This is a genomic window from Micromonospora sonneratiae (assembly GCF_042679305.1).
GTDB lineage: Bacteria > Actinomycetota > Actinomycetes > Mycobacteriales > Micromonosporaceae > Micromonospora_H > Micromonospora_H sonneratiae.
The window spans coordinates 68,469-85,802 of record NZ_JBHTMP010000004.1 but is presented as its reverse complement, the minus strand read 5'-3'; the positions used below and the strand labels follow the sequence as shown (position 1 = coordinate 85,802).

Annotated in this window: 13 protein-coding genes; 6 read left to right on the top strand and 7 right to left on the bottom strand. The window is 69.0% G+C overall.

The genetic code is table 11. The features are described 5' to 3' along the window. Positions 1 to 162 precede the first annotated feature (162 nt). Positions 163 to 1,425 (top strand): nucleotide sugar dehydrogenase, encoded by a 1,263-nt coding sequence (locus tag ACFQ4H_RS04340; protein WP_377567341.1) that lies wholly within the window; start codon positions 163 to 165, stop codon positions 1,423 to 1,425. A gap of 135 nt (positions 1,426 to 1,560) precedes the next feature. Further along, positions 1,561 to 2,550, top strand: coding sequence for an NAD-dependent epimerase/dehydratase family protein (locus ACFQ4H_RS04335; protein WP_377567188.1), 990 nt, complete (start codon positions 1,561 to 1,563; stop codon positions 2,548 to 2,550). Between the two features lie 92 nt (positions 2,551 to 2,642). On the opposite strand, the gene ACFQ4H_RS04330 is transcribed toward ACFQ4H_RS04335, so the two are convergent. The 5 genes from ACFQ4H_RS04330 to ACFQ4H_RS04310 all read right to left on the bottom strand — a co-directional run bounded on the left by ACFQ4H_RS04330 (position 2,643) and on the right by ACFQ4H_RS04310 (position 8,662). Next, positions 2,643 to 5,147 (bottom strand): ABC transporter permease, encoded by a 2,505-nt coding sequence (locus tag ACFQ4H_RS04330; protein ID WP_377567186.1) that lies wholly within the window; start codon positions 5,145 to 5,147, stop codon positions 2,643 to 2,645. A gap of 6 nt (positions 5,148 to 5,153) precedes the next feature. Next, a complete protein-coding gene (locus tag ACFQ4H_RS04325) occupies positions 5,154 to 5,936 on the bottom strand; it encodes an ABC transporter ATP-binding protein (RefSeq protein ID WP_377567184.1) in 783 nt (260 codons plus the stop codon). Positions 5,937 to 6,198: 262 nt separating this feature from the next. After that, positions 6,199 to 6,864 carry a response regulator gene (locus ACFQ4H_RS04320; protein ID WP_377567182.1) on the bottom strand — a complete coding sequence of 222 codons (666 nt, stop codon included), beginning with the start codon at positions 6,862 to 6,864 and terminating at the stop codon, positions 6,199 to 6,201. Continuing rightward, complete coding sequence (locus ACFQ4H_RS04315) at positions 6,861 to 8,108, bottom strand: sensor histidine kinase (protein ID WP_377567180.1); 1,248 nt, start codon at positions 8,106 to 8,108, stop codon at positions 6,861 to 6,863. Before ACFQ4H_RS04315 ends, ACFQ4H_RS04320 begins: the two co-directional genes overlap by 4 nt. An 11-nt stretch (positions 8,109 to 8,119) precedes the next feature. After that, positions 8,120 to 8,662 (bottom strand): sigma-70 family RNA polymerase sigma factor, encoded by a 543-nt coding sequence (locus tag ACFQ4H_RS04310; protein WP_377567178.1) that lies wholly within the window; start codon positions 8,660 to 8,662, stop codon positions 8,120 to 8,122. Positions 8,663 to 8,748: 86 nt separating this feature from the next. Here ACFQ4H_RS04310 and ACFQ4H_RS04305 point away from each other — a divergent pair, with 86 nt between their 5' ends. Then, on the top strand, positions 8,749 to 9,495 hold the full coding sequence (locus ACFQ4H_RS04305; protein ID WP_377567176.1) for a zf-HC2 domain-containing protein: 747 nt from the start codon (positions 8,749 to 8,751) through the stop codon (positions 9,493 to 9,495). A 102-nt stretch (positions 9,496 to 9,597) separates the two neighbouring features. On the opposite strand, the gene ACFQ4H_RS04300 is transcribed toward ACFQ4H_RS04305, so the two are convergent. After that, the gene (locus ACFQ4H_RS04300; RefSeq protein ID WP_377567174.1) at positions 9,598 to 10,857 is read right to left on the bottom strand and encodes a L,D-transpeptidase; all 1,260 of its coding nucleotides are present in this window, start codon (positions 10,855 to 10,857) and stop codon (positions 9,598 to 9,600) included. A 629-nt stretch (positions 10,858 to 11,486) separates the two neighbouring features. Between ACFQ4H_RS04300 and ACFQ4H_RS04295 the strand changes: the two genes are divergently transcribed. Beyond that, entirely contained in the window at positions 11,487 to 12,149 is a 663-nt protein-coding gene (locus ACFQ4H_RS04295) for a hypothetical protein (RefSeq protein ID WP_377567172.1), read from the top strand. A gap of 64 nt (positions 12,150 to 12,213) precedes the next feature. Here the strand turns inward: ACFQ4H_RS04295 and ACFQ4H_RS04290 are convergent, their stop codons facing one another. After that, complete coding sequence (locus ACFQ4H_RS04290; protein WP_377567170.1) at positions 12,214 to 14,532, bottom strand: APC family permease; 2,319 nt, start codon at positions 14,530 to 14,532, stop codon at positions 12,214 to 12,216. A 247-nt stretch (positions 14,533 to 14,779) separates the two neighbouring features. Between ACFQ4H_RS04290 and yaaA the strand changes: the two genes are divergently transcribed. Both yaaA and ACFQ4H_RS04280 read left to right on the top strand, forming a co-directional pair. After that, on the top strand, positions 14,780 to 15,577 hold the full coding sequence (gene yaaA / locus ACFQ4H_RS04285) for a peroxide stress protein YaaA (RefSeq protein WP_377567168.1): 798 nt from the start codon (positions 14,780 to 14,782) through the stop codon (positions 15,575 to 15,577). A 218-nt stretch (positions 15,578 to 15,795) separates the two neighbouring features. Further along, positions 15,796 to 17,316: an SIP domain-containing protein gene (locus ACFQ4H_RS04280; protein ID WP_377567166.1), complete on the top strand. Its 1,521-nt coding sequence runs from the start codon at positions 15,796 to 15,798 to the stop codon at positions 17,314 to 17,316. Positions 17,317 to 17,334 lie beyond the last annotated feature (18 nt).

Sequence of the window (17,334 nt, the reverse complement as noted above, 5' to 3'; positions counted from 1 at the left end):
GCGTGCCCAGGTCCGTCCCGCACCACGAGGGCCAGGGGCCGACTCTCTCCCGCCCTCGGGAAGCTCCGTGCCGACGAGTCGCCGTTTGTCCAGTTTCTGCCTTATATGTAGTGATCAACACTTAAAGTGGACTCTATGCCTTTAAGAGCCACAGAAGCTGACATACCGACTGAAAAACTGGTCGTGGTAGGTCAGGGGTATGTCGGGCTACCCCTAGCGATACGAGCGGTCGAGGCCGGTTTCGATGTTGTCGGGATCGACGTCGACACCAGCCGGGTCAAGCGCCTCGGTGCCGGCGAGTCCTTCGTCGAGGACATCTCATCCAACCGGCTGGCCGCCGCGCTGGCCACCGGTCGCTACCGGCCGTCCAGCACCTACGCGGACGCGAGCGGCTTCGACGTCTGCGTCATCAGCGTGCCGACCCCGTTACGCGACGGCACACCGGACCTCGGCCACGTCGAGCAGTCGGCCGCCGCGCTCGCCCCGTACCTCCGCCCCGGCTGCACGGTGATCCTGGAGTCGACCACCTACCCCGGCACGACCGAGGAACTACTGCGCCCGCTACTCGAACAGGGCAGTGGGCTACACAGCCCGAAGGACTTCCACCTCGGCTACAGCCCGGAACGTATCGATCCGGGGAACTCGATCTGGCGACTGGAGAACACCCCCAAGGTGGTCTCCGGCCTGGATGCCGCCGCCCTGAGCAAGGTCGACGCCTTCTACCGGCGGATCGTGGACCGGACGGTCGCCGTCGACTCCACCCGGGTCGCCGAACTCACCAAGCTGATCGAGAACACGTTCCGGCAGGTCAACATCGCACTCGTCAACGAGCTGACGATGCTCACCCACCACCTGGACATCGACATCTGGCAGGCGATCGACGCCGCCGCCACCAAACCCTTCGGTTTCATGGCGTTCCGCCCCGGCCCAGGCGTCGGTGGGCACTGCCTGCCGATCGACCCCTGCTATCTGTCCTGGCAGGTCAAACGCACCCTGAACCGGCAGTTCCGGTTCGTGGAGCTGGCCAACGACATCAACCACGCGATGCCCGAACACGTGGCGCACCGGGTCATGATCGGGTTGAGTGACCGCGGTCGGCCGATCCGGGACGCCCGGGTCCTGCTGCTCGGCCTCGCGTACAAGAGGAACACCGGGGACATGCGGGACTCCCCCGCCCTGGCGGTGGCCGACCAACTGACCAGGCTCGGTGCCCGGGTGAACGCGGTCGAGCCGTACGCCGGGCTGCAACCCATCCCGGACGACGTGACCCTGGTCAGCCTGACCGAGCGGGAGATCCGTGAAGCGGACGCGGTGGTGGTGGTCACCGACCACGACGATCTCGACTACGACCTGGTCGTCCGCTCGGCCCGCTACATCTTCGACGCCCGTAACCGGTGCGCGGGGCCCAACGTCGAGCACCTCTGAGCACCGCTACCGGAAGAGCAGATCCGGACGCGACGCCACGCAGGGCAAAACACTCATACATCACCTTAGACAAATTTACCGCTTTATAGTGCTTGAGGCGCATTAAAGCCGCTACGGCAACCAGGGGAGCGTTAGATGCAAGGCAGCACGATTCTGGTCACCGGCGGAGCGGGCTTCATCGGCTCGCACCTGGTTGACGTCCTACTGGCCCGGGGCGACCGGGTCGTCGTACTGGACAACCTGCCCGCCGGCCGGATCAGCAACCTTGACCGGGTGGCGTGTCACCCGAACTTCGAATTCGTCCAGGGCTCGATCCTGGACGAGGTCATCGTCGACGAACTGATGCACCGTTGCGACACCGTCGTCCACCTGGCGGCTGCCGTAGGCGTCAAACTGATCATGAATGAGCCGCTGAGGTCGTTCAACACGAACCTACGGGGTTCCCAGACGGTCATCTCGGCCGCGCACCGCTACCAGCGGAAGATCATGATTGCCAGTACCTCGGAGATCTACGGCAAGAACTCACGCGGCCCGTTGGCCGAGACCGCGGACCGGGTGATCGGCAGTCCGACCCTGGCCCGCTGGGCGTACAGCACCGCCAAGGCGGTGGACGAGACGTTGGCCAACGCCTACCACCGGGAACGGGGACTGCCCACCGTGGTGGTGCGGTTCTTCAACGTCGTCGGCCCACGGCAGAGCCCGCACAACGGAATGGTCATCCCCCGACTCGTCCGGCAGGCCATCCGCAACGAGCCGCTGACCATCTACGGCGACGGGTCACAGATCCGCTGCTTCACCCACGTACTGGACGCGGTCGCCGCGCTGGCCACCCTGCTCGAGACCGAGGCGGCCATCGGCGAGACGTTCAACGTCGGCAATCCCGAGGAGGTCAGCATCCTCGAACTCGCCGAACGGATCATCAAACACTCGGCCAGCAGTTCCCAACTGCGACTCATGCCGTACGACACGGCCTACGCGGCCGGCTTCGAGGACGTGGAACGCCGGGTGCCCGACATCGGCAAGCTGTGCAGCCTGACCAACTGGCGGCCGGTACGGACGTTGGACGACATCATCCAGGACACCATCGCCGAGGCGCAGGCCGAGGCACGCATGTCACGGGTGTGAGGGACGTACCACCGCAACACCCACGAACGGGTGGGGTCGTCGGCCCCGTAACGCCGACGACCCCACCACCGATCACCCGACCCCGCTCCCCGTCACTCGACGCCGAGCGCCTCCACCACCGGCCGGCTCACCGCACGACGGGCCGGTAGGACCGAGGCGGCCAGCGCGGCCACCGCCGCGACGGCGAGGATCAGCCCGAGCTGTCCCCAGGGCAGGTCCACCGTGAAGTCACCGCCGAGTTCGTTGAGGAAGCTCATCGCTCCCGCGCTGACCCCGGTGCCCAGACCGATCCCGAGCAACGCCCCGACCAGCGACATCAGCAGCGCCTCCACCGCCAGCATGGCCCGCATCCGCCCCCGGGTCAGCCCGACCGCCCGGAGCACCCCGTTCTCCCTGGTGCGCTCGACCACCGACAGGGTCAAGGTGTTGGCCACGCCGACCAGCGCGATCACGACGGCCAGGCCGAGCAGTGCGGTGACGAACGCCAGCAGCATGTCCACGGTGCCGGTCAGCATCTTCTTGTAGCCGGCCTGGTCCATCAGGGACACGGTCGGATAGTTGCTGATCACCGCTTCGATCGCGTCCCGGGCCCGCAGCTCGGCAACCCCGTCGGCCGGATCCAGTTGCACCAGGTAGCCCCTGCGGTCCGGGAACAACGCGGAGAACTCGTCGTCGGAGACGGCGATCGTCTGCCCGGCCGGCAGGTCGCTACCCGACATCATCGGCTCGCCCTTGGCCACCACCACGGCCACCACCTGGAACGTACGGTTCGCCACCGGCACCGTCGACCCGACGGTCAGGCCGCGCTCCCGGGCCAACGAGTCGTACACCAGGGCCGTACCCGGGCCGAGCTTGCCGACGTCCCCCTCGACCACCCGGGCGAGGGTACGCCCGACCTGGTCCCGATGTGCGGAGACCACCCGGGCCCCACCGGACTCGACGGTGCGGGGCACGTGCACCGAGCCCAACTCCGGCCGCTTCTTCAGGTCCGCCACGATGGTTCCGGGCAGGTCGCCACCGGTCGCGGTGACGAGGAAGTCCGCTCCGACCTGGTTGTCGACGCTGCGCTCGATGCCCTCCTTGGTGCTCTGCGCACCAACCGTGAACGCCGAAACCAGCCCGATACCGATCACCAGGGCACTCGCGGTGGCAGCGATCCGGCGCGGATTCCGTACGGCATTGGCGATCGCGAGACCGGCGATGCTGCCCAGCAGCAGTCGGGCCGGCCAGCCCAGCACCCGGACCAGCGCCGGCACCAGCAGCGGTCCGAACAGCACGATGCCGGCGAAGGTCAGCACGCCTCCGGCGGCGACGAACGCCGCGCTGCCGGTGCTGCCGGCCAGCAACAGCGCCGCCACCCCGGCCGCGAAGGTGGTCCCGCCGATGACCAGGCGCAGCCAGCCGGCCCGCCGGGTGGTCTGCACGGCGGCATCGGACAACGCAGCGACCGGCGGCACCCGGGTACCCCGCCAGGCTGGCAGGATCGCCGCACCGACCGTGATCGAGGTGCCCAGCACCACGGACAGGAGCACGGTCGCGGCAGAGAGCGTCACCTCGCCCGTCGCCGCCCCGGTCGGCGACAGCAACGCCCCGAGGCCGACGGCGATCACCGCGCCGATCAGCACCCCGGCCAGCGACGCCGCCACCCCCAGCACCGCCGACTCCAGCAGCACCGACCGGAACACCTGTCCCCGGGTAGCGCCCACCACCCGCAGCAACGCGGTCCGTTGGGTCCGCTGGGCCAGCACGATCGTGAACGTGTTGGTGATGACGAACGCCGCCACCAGCACCGAGATCGCGGCGAACAGCAGCAGCCCCATGTTGAACTGCTCGACGTCCCGTACGGCGTCCTGGAGCCCCTCGTCGACGATCTGCTGGTGGGTCAGGACGGTGGCCTTGGCGTCCACGACCGGGGCGATCCGCTTCGCTAGTTCCTCGTCGGAGACGTCCGGCTGGCCGGCGACCATGATCCGGCCGTACCCCCTGCTGTCGGTCACCTTCAGGGCGTCGGGCCCGGTCAGGCCGATGAACGCCCCGCCGAAGTCCCGCGAACTCCCGGCGACGTCCACCACGCCGACCAGGCGGTAGTCGGTCGCCTGGCCACCGTTGCCGCCGACCCGGACCGTCGCCCCGATGGCGAACCCCTCCGCTTCGGCGGTCCGTTCGTCGAGCACCACCTCACCGGGACGCTGCGGCAGCTGTCCCTGGGTGACGTCGTACGACTGCAGCGCCGGATCGGCGGGCACACTGGCGACCAGCGAGTAGCCGAGCACCGGCTTACCGTCGGCACCGAGTACACCGCCGAGCCCGGTCACCTCCCCCTCGGCCGCCCGTACGCCGGGAACTGCACGTACCCGGTCCACAACCGCCTGGTCGAAGCCGGCCGGCGGCCGGTCGCCGGATGCGGTGTCAGCCGGGTACACGGCGGCGTCGGTGTGGCGGTCGAACGCGCCGGCCTTGGCGTACGAGGCGGCCTTCATGCCGTCGGTGAACATCAGGGTGCCGGCGATGAACGCGACCCCGAGCACGATGGCCAACGAGGACAGTGCCAGGCGAAGCGCGTCGGCCCGCAGGGAGCGCAGGGTGAGTCGCAGCATCCCGCCTCACCGCCCCTGAGCCGGCGCGACCGCCGAACTGTCGAGCCGGGCCAAGACGTCGAGGACCTTCTCGGCCGTCGGCTGTACGAGGTCGTGCACGAACCGCCCGTCGGCGAGGAACACCACCCGGTCGGCGTGACTGGCCGCAACCGGGTCGTGGGTCACCATGATCACGGTCTGGCCGAGGGTGTCGACGGCTTCCCGGAGCAGTCGCAGCACCTCGGCCCCGGAGCGCGAGTCGAGGTTGCCGGTCGGTTCGTCGGCGAAGACCACCCATGGCCGGGTCACCAGCGCCCGGGCGATGGCAACCCGCTGCTGCTGCCCACCAGACAACTCGCTGGGCCGGTGGGACAACCGGTCGGTCAACCGGACCGCCGCGACGACCTGCTGCATCCAGGCCGGATCCGGCCTACGACCGGCGATCGCCAGCGGTAGCTGGATGTTCTCCGCGGCCGACAGCGCCGGCAGCAGGTTGAACTTCTGGAACACGAACCCGACGTGGTCACGCCGTAGCAGGGTCAGGCGCTTGTCGTCGAGCCGGGTGATGTCGGTCTGGCCGATGTGCACCGAGCCGGCGTCGGGCCGGTCCAGCCCGGCGAGGCAGTGCATCAGCGTGGACTTACCCGATCCGGAGGGACCCATGATGGCGGTGAACCGGCCGGCCGCGAAGTCGACATCGACGGAATCGAGGGCGGTCACGGCGGCAACGCCGGAGCCGTACCTCTTGGTCAGTCCCCGGGCGGTCACCGTGACGCTGGTGGAAACGTGTGGGGGCGAGCCGACGGACACGTTCTACTCCCTGCTAGGCAGCGGTTGTTGGACGTGTTCGACGCTAGTCACGCAGGACCGGGAAGGATCTCCACCGGAGTGCCCGAACGGAATACGCCGCAGGTGGCGACCCTAGGTGCGCTCCCCTACGCCATAGGTCGCATGCCATCGACGTACCTGGGTGGAACTGGCCGGTGGGCAGGGTCGGTCGGGATCACGGCAGGGTCGGTCGGGATCACGGCAGGGTCGAGGACGTACGGCCATCCGGGTCGAGGGCGTACGGTCAGCGGCCGGGGGTGACCAGACCGCTCTCGTACGCCAGCACCACCGCCTGGACCCGGTCCCGCAACCGCAACTTGGCGAGGATCTTGCCAACGTGGGTCTTGACGGTCGCCTCGGCCACGAACAACCGCCCGGCGATCTCGGCGTTGGACAACCCCTCGGCCAGCAGCAGAAGGATCTCCCGTTCCCGGTCGGTCAGCTGCTCGAGTCTCGGATCGGCCGCCGGGGCGGGGCCGAGTTGACCGGCGAAGCGGTCGAGCAGCCGACGGGTGATGGACGGCGCCACCACCGAATCCCCACTGGCCACCACCCGGATCGCCGCCAGCAGCTCCTCCGGTGGAACGTTCTTGAGCAGGAATCCGCTGGCGCCCGCCTGCAACGCCGCGAAGGCGTCCGCCTCGGTGTCGAAGGTCGTCAGCACCAGCACCCTGGGACGTCCCTCGGCCGGTCCCTCGCCGAGGCGGCGGGTCGCCTCCACGCCATCCATGATCGGCATGCGGATGTCCATGACCACCACGTCGGCCGGGGTCCGGGCCAACACCCGCAACGCGTCGGCGCCGTCGATCGCCTCGCCGACGACCGTCATGTCCGGCTGCGAGTCGAGGACCATCCGGAAGCCGGCGCGCACCAGCGCCTGGTCGTCCACGATCACCACACGAATCGTCATGCTGCCCCCTGGCTCTCTGCTCGGACCGACGGTAGCGGCAGACGTACGTCGACCTGCCAGCCCCCGGCGAGCCGCGCTCCGGCGTGCAGGGTGCCGCCGTACACCGCGACCCGCTCCCGCATGCCGACCAGGCCATGTCCGCCCGACGGCGCGACCGAACCGACGACGCCGCGGCCCCGGCCATCGTCGACGATCCGGACCGACACCGTGCCCGGTTCGGCGTAGTCGAGCACGACCTCCACGCTGGCCCCGGCACCGACGTGCTTGAGGGCGTTGGTCAACGCCTCCTGCACCACCCGGTAGAGGGTGAGTTCCACTCCGGCGGGTAGTGCGACGGGTGCACCCAGCACGCTCTGCCGGACCGTGAGTCCCGCCCGACGGGACCGGTCCAGCAGGGTGTCCAACTCGCCGATGGCCAGCCGTCGCCGGTTCGGCTCCGCACCGAGGTCCTCGACGGCAGCGGAACCGGGGGTGGCGGGTCCGGCTGGCCCGTCCTCGCCGGGTACGTCCGCGGAAGGTTCCCGCAGGACGCCCACCAGTCGGCGCATCTCCTCCAGCGCCTCGCGACCGGTGTCTGCGACGATCTTGATTGCTCCCCGGGCGGTGTCGACGTCCCGGTCGATCATGTAGCGCGCGCCGTCCGCCTGCACGATCATGACCGCCATGCTGTGGGCGACGACGTCGTGCAGCTCACGGGCGATCCGGGTGCGCTCCTCGGCCACCGCCGCGCGGGTCCGCGCGTCCCGCTCGTGCTCCAGGGTGACTGCCCGTTCCTCGAGGCTCAGCACGTACAGCCGACGGGTACGGACGTTGAGCGCGGCCAGCCAGACCGCTCCGCACATCAGCACGAGGAACATCACGCCGACCCACCAGACCCCCTCGAAGTTCTGGACCGTGAGCAGGATCCCGACGGCGACGGCCGCCCCGGCGACGATGCCGTCGCGTAGCCGCTCGGCGTACTTGACCACGCTGTACATGGCGATCAGCACGGCTACGTCGTAGGGCAGCGGATGCCAGTCGAAGTACACCTGGAGCAGGGCCAGCGCGGCAACCACGGCGGCCGTGGCGGACGGGTGTCGCCGCCGGAACAGCAGGGCGAGCGCCATCCCGAAGCCGATCAGCGTGGCGGGCCAGCCGCCGGGCTGGACCGCGGTGCCGGTGATTGCCAGCAGGGCCACCAGCCCGGAGACCACGAGGTCGAAGCCGACGGTGCGCAGCGGGCGGCCGAAGATGGTGCGTGCCATGTCTCCCGAGCCTACGACGCTGCTGCTCCGCGCCCTCGGGCCGGCAACGCCGCGACGAGATCGGCGCGGGCGCGGGCGACCCGGGTCCGGATCGTGGCGATCGGGCAGTCGCACACCTCGGCGGCCTCCGCATAGCTCAGTCCGAGGACCTGGGTGGCGACGAAAGCCTCCCGCCGATCCGGCGGCAGCGTGCCCAGCATCTCCCGCAGTGACATCCCCTCCGTCGACCCGTCGTCGGGCCGGATGGGCGCCGGGGCACCCGTCGTCCGGTTCCGCCACGACCGGACGTGGTCGGCAGCGACCCGCCGGGCGATCGCCAGCAGCCAGGTACGGGCGGACGAGCGGGCGGAGAACCGGGGCAACCCACGCATCGCACGCAGATACGTCTCCTGCGTCAGGTGTTCGGTGTCCGCGCCGTCGACCAGGTGCCCCAGAAACCGGTACACCTGCTGCTGGGTGGCTCGGATGAACGCCGCAGCAGCGGTCCGGTCGCCGGCCCGCGCGGCCAACGCCCACCCGGTGATGTCCACGTCGTCAAGCCCGGTCGGCTGCATCCCGGAAGGCTAACCGCCGACGCCCCGCAGGTGGGGTCAGGCACCCCGGTGGTGGGCCGCCCCGGCTTTCGTCCGAGTATGGGCGGGTGGGTTGTGAGCAGTGCAGAGAGTCGGTGTCAGCCCGGATGGACGGGGAGGACGACGGCGTCACCCGGGACGCGGTCGACCGGCATCTGGCGAACTGCCCGGCATGCCGGAACTGGTCGGAGGAGGCGGCCCGGGTGACCCGCCTGGCCCGTACCGGCCTGGTCATCGCGACACCCGGGGTCAGTGACGAGGTGCTCGACGCCGTACCCGGCCCGGCGCGCGGTCGGCTGGTGGTCCTGCTGCGCAGCGCACTCGGCGTGCTCGGACTGGCACAGTTCGTCCTCGGGCTGGTGCAGGTGACCGGTTTCACCACCGGACATCCGCACACCGGCCCGGGCGCCACCCCCGACCACCTCTGGCACGAGTCCGCAGCCTGGAACATCGCCATCGGTGCCGGATTTGCCGGGATCGCCTTGCGCCGCAGTCGCGCCGGCGGCATCGTGCCGATGTTGACCGCCTTCGTCACGGTCCTCGCACTACTGTCGATCAGCGACCTCGCGGCCGGCCGGGTCGACCCGGCCCGGCTACTCAGCCACGGCTTCCTCCTTGCCGGTTACCTGATCGTCCTGGCCCTGTCGCGACGGAGCCTGGACCCGGGGGCACCACCAGCCGGACGCGACGACGACCGACCTGGCTGGCGGGCCCGCTTCGACGACGAGGAGCCGGAGCCTGCACCACCACGGCTACGACTCCTGCCCGGCCTCGCCGCCGAGGCGGGTGACCGGGGAATCCGGCCGGCAGCCTGACCATGACCGACGGCTACGGCCCCGCGCTTCCCACCGTTGTCCGGATGGGGAGCGCGGGGCCGTCAGCGTGCGTGTTCCGCCCCGGTTCAGTCGGTCGCGGTGTCAGCCGCCCCGGTTCGACGGGGTCGGTGCGGGCGGTCCGCTGGTGGCCGACGATCCGCTCGGTGCCGGCGCCGGCTTCGCCTCCGGCTTGAGATCAGCGGGTACGGGCAGTGCACTTCCCTTGACGTACTCGCTCCACTCCATGTTCCATGCGGTCCAGCCGTTGCCCGGCTCGAGTTGCACCTCGGTGCCCTTGACCGTGACCAGGTCGCCGACCTGCGTGGTCTTCATGAGCCAGTCGGCGTTCTCGTTGGAGACGTTGGTGCAGCCGTGTGAGACGTTGGTGTAGCCCTGGTCACCGACCGACCACGGTGCCGCGTGGATGAACTCACCGCCCCAGGTCAGCCGCTGGGCGTCCTCGACATCGACCACGTAACCCCCGTTCGGGTCACCCCGCGTGTCGAAGGTCGTCGCCTCCAGCTTCTCCATGATGATCATGTTTCCGCTCGAGGTGGGTGTGCTCGGCTTGCCGAGGCTGACCGGGATCTTCCGGGTGAGCTTGTCGTCCTGGAAGACCGACATCTGCTTGGTCGCACTGTCGATTTCCAGGAAGACCTTGTTGCCGATCTTGGCGCTCGCGGTGCGGTCGTCGTCGCCGTACCCCACCTTTCCCATCGGCAGGCCGTCAAGGGCGGCCCGGACGTTGATCCGCGTGCCGGGCTGCCAGAAGTCCGGTGCCCGGTAGTAGACCTGCGAACCGTCCTCGACCCAGTGCCAGGCACCCGGCTGCGGCGGGTCGGTGTCGACGAACAACCGACGCTGGACCTCGGCCCGGGCCTCCTTCGGCACGGTCGGCTCGAACGCGACCGTCACCGGCATCGCCACCCCGTACGTCCGGTCGTTCTCGAAGTAGAGGTTGGTGGTGACCCGCTTCTCCGGTTTGGCCATTGTGGTGAAACGTACCTGCTGTTTCGTGGCCGTACCGGAACTGTTGGTCGCCGTGACCTCGGCGGAGTAGGTCTGACTGTTCTTGAGTGGCGTATTCGGCACCCAGGCCGAACCGTCCGCCCGCATGCTCCCGTCAACCTTCGCACCCTTGTTGTCCGTCAGGGAAACTGTGGTGATCTTCCCGTCGGAGACCTTCGTCCCGATCTCGGCACTGATCGGGACGTTAGTGGCGTTCGCCGCTGGAGTAATCGCAAGTTTGGGCGGTGCCGAGCGAGCGCTCTCCTCCTTCTTCGACTCGCTGGTACAGCCCACCAGAACCAGCGGCGCAGCAGCCACGAGCATCATCAGCGCGTCTCGGCGCCTCGAATTCATGGTCCACCCCCGTTCCGTCTCGTCCTGATCACATTGTGTAACGGGGTCGGGGATCGCGGAGCAGGTTCCGCACCAGAACCGTCCGCAATGGCGGGTCATTCGAGTGCGGAAGCAATACGTGTCGACCAATGCGACCAGAGCATCGAACGATGCTGACGAAACCAGTGTTTCCCGTCGCAACATCTGCATCCACTGTGGCGATCTGCCGGGCACTTCCACCCCCACCGACCCGCAAACTCCAAACAGTCCCGGTGCCCGCTCAGGGAACAGAGCCCTCGTCGGGCCGTCAGGAATCGCGGGACCCGTGGTTCACGGCCACGTCAATCTCACGTCGGGCAACAGCAGCCCCGGCAGACACGGCGAGGGGCGTACGACCATGGCCGACGGGGTCCCCACCGGCGAGGCGTCGGGCGAAGCTCCTGGACACGCAACGACCCGGTGCCGGTACCGCGCCAACCGGAACGATCACCCCTGCGCGGCGACTTGGGCAAACATGAGCATGATCATGGCTTTTAGCGTGAAAAGAGGTCATTTACCCACAATGACTCTACTGTCCGTGATATCCAGTTTCACGGTGAGTTACTACCAGTCATTCGTCGCTTGCAGAAGAGGAAGATCAAGGTAATCCCATGAAACTACGAACATCTGTTCGCCTAGCCGGTGCGATGCTGGCCAGCATGATCAGCTTGGCGATCGCCAGTCCGGCCTCGGCGGCGGGCACCATCCCGATCAACCCGGGGAACGTGCCCACCACCGCCGCCGGCTTCGGCACCCGCCAATGCGAGCAGAACCTCGGCGGCGGCCCCTTTGCCGACCAGGACGTCTGGGTCTTCGTCCTCCCCCAGCCCAACCAGTTGGGTCAGTTCGTCTCGCTGCACCTCAACTTCTCGACACCGAACGGTCCGGTCACCCGGGACATCACGACCACCCCGACCCAGGACAGCGCGATCGTCGACGACATGGGCACCAGCAAGGCCTGGATCAGGACACCGGCGGGCTGGACGCTCACCAACGGCTCCACCACGGCGAACATCACCGGGAACCCCGAGCCCGGTGACAACTTCAACCTGACGCACACCTGCCCGGCCAGTGGCGGCCCGACCGGTACCCCGACCGGCACGCCAACCGGCACCCCGACCGTGACCCCCAGCCACACCAAGTTGCCGGTGACCGGAACGAGCTTTGGTGACCCGTCGTTCGCGGTGCCGTTGGCCGTGGGAAGCGGCCTCGTCCTCGCCGGAAGCATGGTGCTCGTCCTGCGCCGCCGCCGGGACGCGAAGGTGCAGAGCTGACCGAACCAGCCAGGATCGATCCATGGGCGGGACCGGAGGTGGGGCATCACCTCCGGTCCCGCCCCTATTTCGTGCGCTGCACCCCGGCGTGCGGAATGTGGATCGGCACCGTCGTGACGACGATCCCCGGCAGTTGACGCAGTGCCCTCCGGAGGTGCCGGGGCACGTTGCTGTGCAGGACCTGGTGCCACCGTCGCCGTACCACGATCTCCGGCAGAATCACGGTGAGGGTGACGTCCGGTCGCAGCGCGTGCAGAGCCTCGAGATAGCAGGCCAGGGGGGCGACGATCGCCCGGTACGGCGAGACGATGAGCTCGAGTCGTACGTGGTCACCCCAGGCGTCCCACTGCTGGCAGAACCGCGCCGCCTCGTCCTCGCTGGGGCTGATGTGCACGGCCAGCACCGGCTGCCCGATCGACACGGCGTAGGCCAGGGCACGCAGCGCCGCCAGGTTGAGCCGTTCGACCGGTACGACGACCAGATGCCAGATCTCCTGTGGGCTCTCCTCGGTCTCCGGCTCCTCCCCGGTCTGCGGCCCCTCCTCTTCTCCGGAATCGGGCCGATGCTCCGCCTTCTCGGGCCCGGTCGCCCGTCGACTCGTCTCTGCCACCGAGGGTGGATTCACCGGCCGGGCAACGTTGAGACGCGACGGATGCGGGGTGAGTTGCACCCGCACCATGTCGTAGTGTCGTCGGACCCGCAGCGCGACCAGGATGAGCAGCGGTACGGCGATCACGACGACCCAGGCGCCCTCGGTGAACTTGGTGATGGCGGCCGTCAGCAGTACCACCCCGGACAACAGTGTGCCGGCAGCGTTGAGGGTCAGCCGTTTGCGCCAGTGCGGACCACGCTTACGTAGCCAGTGGACCACCATGCCGGCCTGCGACAGGGTGAACGCCAGGAAGACGCCGACGGCGAAGAGCGGGATCAGTGATTCCGTATGTCCACGGAACGCCACCAGGATGACCGCCGCCGCGACAGCGAGTGCCATCAGTCCGTTGTTGAACGCCAGCCGGTCGCCCATGTGCAGGAATCGTCGCGGGACGTAGCCGTCGCGGGCCATGAAGAACAACAGCCGGGGCAGGTCGTTGAACGCAGTGTTGGCCGCGAACAGCAGGATCAGTGCGGTGGCGGCCTGGATGAGGACGTACCACGGCCCGGTGGGGAACGTCCGATGAGCCAACTGGGAGAGCAGGGTCTGGTCGGCTCTCGGCGTCACGCCGTCGAAATGGATCAGCAGCATCAACCCGACGAACATGACGACGAGCAGGCTGATCATCCAGGTCAACGTGGTGCGGCCGTTGCGCCACTCCGGAGCCCGGAAGGCGGGAACCGCGTTGGACACCGCCTCGATGCCGGTCATCGAGGTCGCGCCGGAGGAGAACGCCAGCAACACCAGCAGGAGGCCGGTACTCCTGGTGGCGGCGACCGGCTCGGGCGGAATCGGGGTGAATCCCCGGCTGGCGGCCCGGACCAGTCCGACCGTCACCAACACCGCGATGGCCACGATGAACAGGTAGGTCGGCGCGGCGAAAATGTTGCCGGACGTCCGTACACCTCGAAGATTGCCGGCCAGCAGGACCGCGATGGCCAGCAGGCCGAACGGGACGGTCCATGGCATGAGGCCGGGCAGCGCCGAGGTGACCGCATGCACCCCGGCCGCCACCGATACCGACACGGTGAGGATGTAGTCGATGATCAGTCCGGCTGCGGCGGCCAGACCGACCCGCCGGCCAAGGTTGTCTCCGGCGACTATGTAGGAACCGGCACCGTGCGGATAGGCCGGGATGGTCTGCCGGTAGGAGATCCCGACCACGATCATCAGCACCACCAGCACAGCCCCGATCGGCAGGGACAGCACGAGCGCCGAACTGCCGGCCAGGGCCAGGACGGTGAGCATCGCCTCGGGCCCGTACGCCACCGAGGAGAGCAGGTCCGAGGAGAGCACCGGCAACGCGACGAGCTTGCGCATGCGTTCGTGTACGACGGCGGCGCTGGTCAACGGTGGGCCCAGGATCGTACGGCGGATCCTGGCCAGCATCCGTCCGGGGAGCGACTCGGCCTCGCCCGAAGGACCGGTCGCGACGAGTTCATCCGGTTCCCCCGGTTCCGCCACCCGGAACATCTCCACCGGAGCGAAGCGGCCGAACCTGGTCGGGGTCGGCGGGCTGCGATACCGGCCGAGACCGGGATCCAGCGGCAGCGTGGTCAGGACGTTGCGCCGATCCCGTAGCGCCTCGGCCCAACTCCGGCCGGTCTGACGCAGCAGGTCCAGCTCGTCCTCACCCATCGCGGGCAGTTCCGCCGATGGACTGAGCGTGACGGTCGGCTCCGGCGTGGCCTGGTGCCGGCCACCCGGTTCACGCTCCTGCTGCTCGCCCATCCCGTCCCTGTCCTCCTGGCTGCCCGTCGGGCAACTGGCCTCACGTCAGGTCGACCACCCAACGTCAACTCATGCCCTAAATCATGGTACGTGTCGTCATATGCCCGACTTGGGCCACGGTCTACCGGTACGGGTCTCGGGCGGTGAGGTCTGCAGGCGGCCACCGCGGAGGACGTACCCTTGGCGGGCCTGCGACCTGCGGTGTCCGGCCATCGAGGTCACCGCACCGACGCCGAGGAGTGTCCCCGTGCTCGTCCTGCTACCCCCCTCGGAAGGCAAGACCGCCCCTAGGTCGGGTGCCCCGCTGGATCTGGCCGCCCTGTCGCTACCGGAACTCACCCCGGCCCGCGAACGGGTGTTGGAGTCGTTGGTTGACCTCTGCGCCGCACCGGACGGCGACGCTGCCCGTACCGTCCTTGGGTTGAGCCCGGGCCAGGGTGCCGAGGTGGCCCGTAACGCGCGTCTCCGCCAGGCCCCGACGGCGATGGCCGAGCGGATCTACACCGGCGTGCTGTACGACGCGTTGGAACCCGCCACCCTCCCGACACCCGCCCGCCGACTGGCCCGCCGGTCGATCCTCGTCTTCTCCGGGCTGTGGGGCGCGCTGCACCTCGCCGACCGGATCCCGGCCTACCGCTGCTCGATCGGCGTCAACCTGCCGGGGCCGGGGACGCTGGGCAGCTACTGGCGTACGGCCATGGCAGCGACGATGGCCCAGGCTGCCGGGGATGGGCCGGTACTGGACCTCCGGTCCGCCGGTTACTCGGCGATGTGGCGGCCCACCGGCGAGTTGGCCGAACGTACGGTGACGGTCCGGGTGGTGAGCGAGCGGGAGGTCGCCGGGGTGGTCACCCGCTCGGTGGTCAGTCACTTCAACAAGGCCACCAAGGGCCAGCTGGTCCGGAACCTGCTGACCGCCGGAGTCCGACCACGATCGCCGGAGGAACTGGTCGTGGCACTGCGGGACCTCAAGTACACGGTGGAGGAACAGCCGTCGGCCACCGGCCGCCCACGGCAGCTCGACGTGATCGTCACCGACCTCTGACCACATCCACATCGGACTGATCCCTGGCCGACCGACCAGGCAGGTCCTCCACGCCCCCACCACCTTGCCGCGTCCTTTGAGACTTTTTGGCGGCTCCCACGCTCGCGGCATTCGCCTTTCTTGGAAAAGTCTCACAGCGAAGTTCAATGAAAGAATTGAGGCTGGAAATCCCGCCAGGCAGTGGTCGATTTCGCCTGCCCGCAATCCTTGGAGTGCCGATGGAGCGCCTGCCAGTCCAGTTCATCCGGGTCGTCGACGTCCGCCGGGTCACGCCCCACATGGCCCGGGTCACCTTCACCGGCGACGATCTCGGCACGTTGCCCCTCGACGGCCCCGACCAGCAGGTGAAGTTGTACTTCCCGAGGCCGGGCCAGGCCAGTCCGGTTCTGCCGCTACCCGAACCGGACGACGACATGATGCGGTGGTACGCGGCGTACACCGCGATACCTGAGCATGAGCGGCCCTGGATGCGCAGCTACACCATCCGGGCGTACCACCGGCACGATGACACGATCGACGTCGACTTCGTGCTGCACTGCGACGCCGGCCCGGCGACCCGGTGGGCGCAATCGGCGAAACCCGGCGACACACTCGGCATGTTCGGCCCGGCACCGGCGTTCGCCCGGCCGGTCCCCCTCGCCACCGCGGTCACCGAGGCGGACTGGTTCCTGCTGGTCGGTGACGAATCGGCGCTGCCGGCGATCGGCACCCTGATCGAGTGGCTGCCTGCGGGGGTGCGGACGGTGGCGTACGTCGAGGTGGACGGCCCGGCCGAGGAGCAGCACCTCCCGACCCGGGGCGACGTGACCGTGCACTGGCTGCACCGGGGCGAGGCGCAGGCGGGCCGGAACCAGGGCCTGCTCGACGCCGTACGCACGGCGTCGTTCCCACCGGGCTCCGTGTTCGCGTGGCTGGCCGGTGAGGCGGGCACGGTACGGGCACTGCGCCGGCACCTCGTCGACGAGCGTGGCGTGGACAAGCGGGCGATCGACTTCAGCGGCTACTGGCGACGCAGACTGACCCAGGACGACGCCCCGACCGAGGCAGACCTCGCCGACGCCCGGGAGTTGCTGGCACACGCCCAGGAACTGACCGCAGCCGCAGCGGCCAGGGCTGAGGAGGCCGCCGGTCAGGACGACGAGACGGCCTCGGCGCGTTCGGTCTTCGACGAGGCCTACCGGTCACAGTTCGCCCCCTGGGAGATCGGCGGCCCACAACCGGCCGTCGTCGCCCTGGAGCGAGACGGCTGGCTGCGGGGAACGGTGCTCGACGTGGGCTGTGGCACCGGTGAACACACGATCCACCTCACCCGACTCGGTTACGACGTACACGGCGTCGACTTCTCGACGGAGGCGGTCGTACAGGCCGGTGCCAAGGCGGCCGAGCGCGGAGTCGCCGCCCGGTTCGAGGTCGCGGACGCGTTGGACCTGGGCGACGAGGCCAGGTACGACTGTATCCTCGACAGCGCGCTGTTCCACGTGTTCGAGCCCGGGGACCGCACCCGGTATGTGCGCAGCCTCCACCGGGCCTGCCGCCCGGGTGCCCTGGTACACGTGCTTGCCCTGTCCGACGACGGCCCGGGGTACGGGCCACAGGTCAGTGATACGGCCATCCGGGAGGCGTTCGGCGAGGGATGGGCCCTCGAAGACCTGCGGGCGGCCCACTATCGGGGCGTCGTCGGCCGGAACGGGGAGACGGGCGACCTGCCTGCCTGGCTGGCCCGGATCCGTCGGCTCTAGGTCAACTCCCGTTGCCCG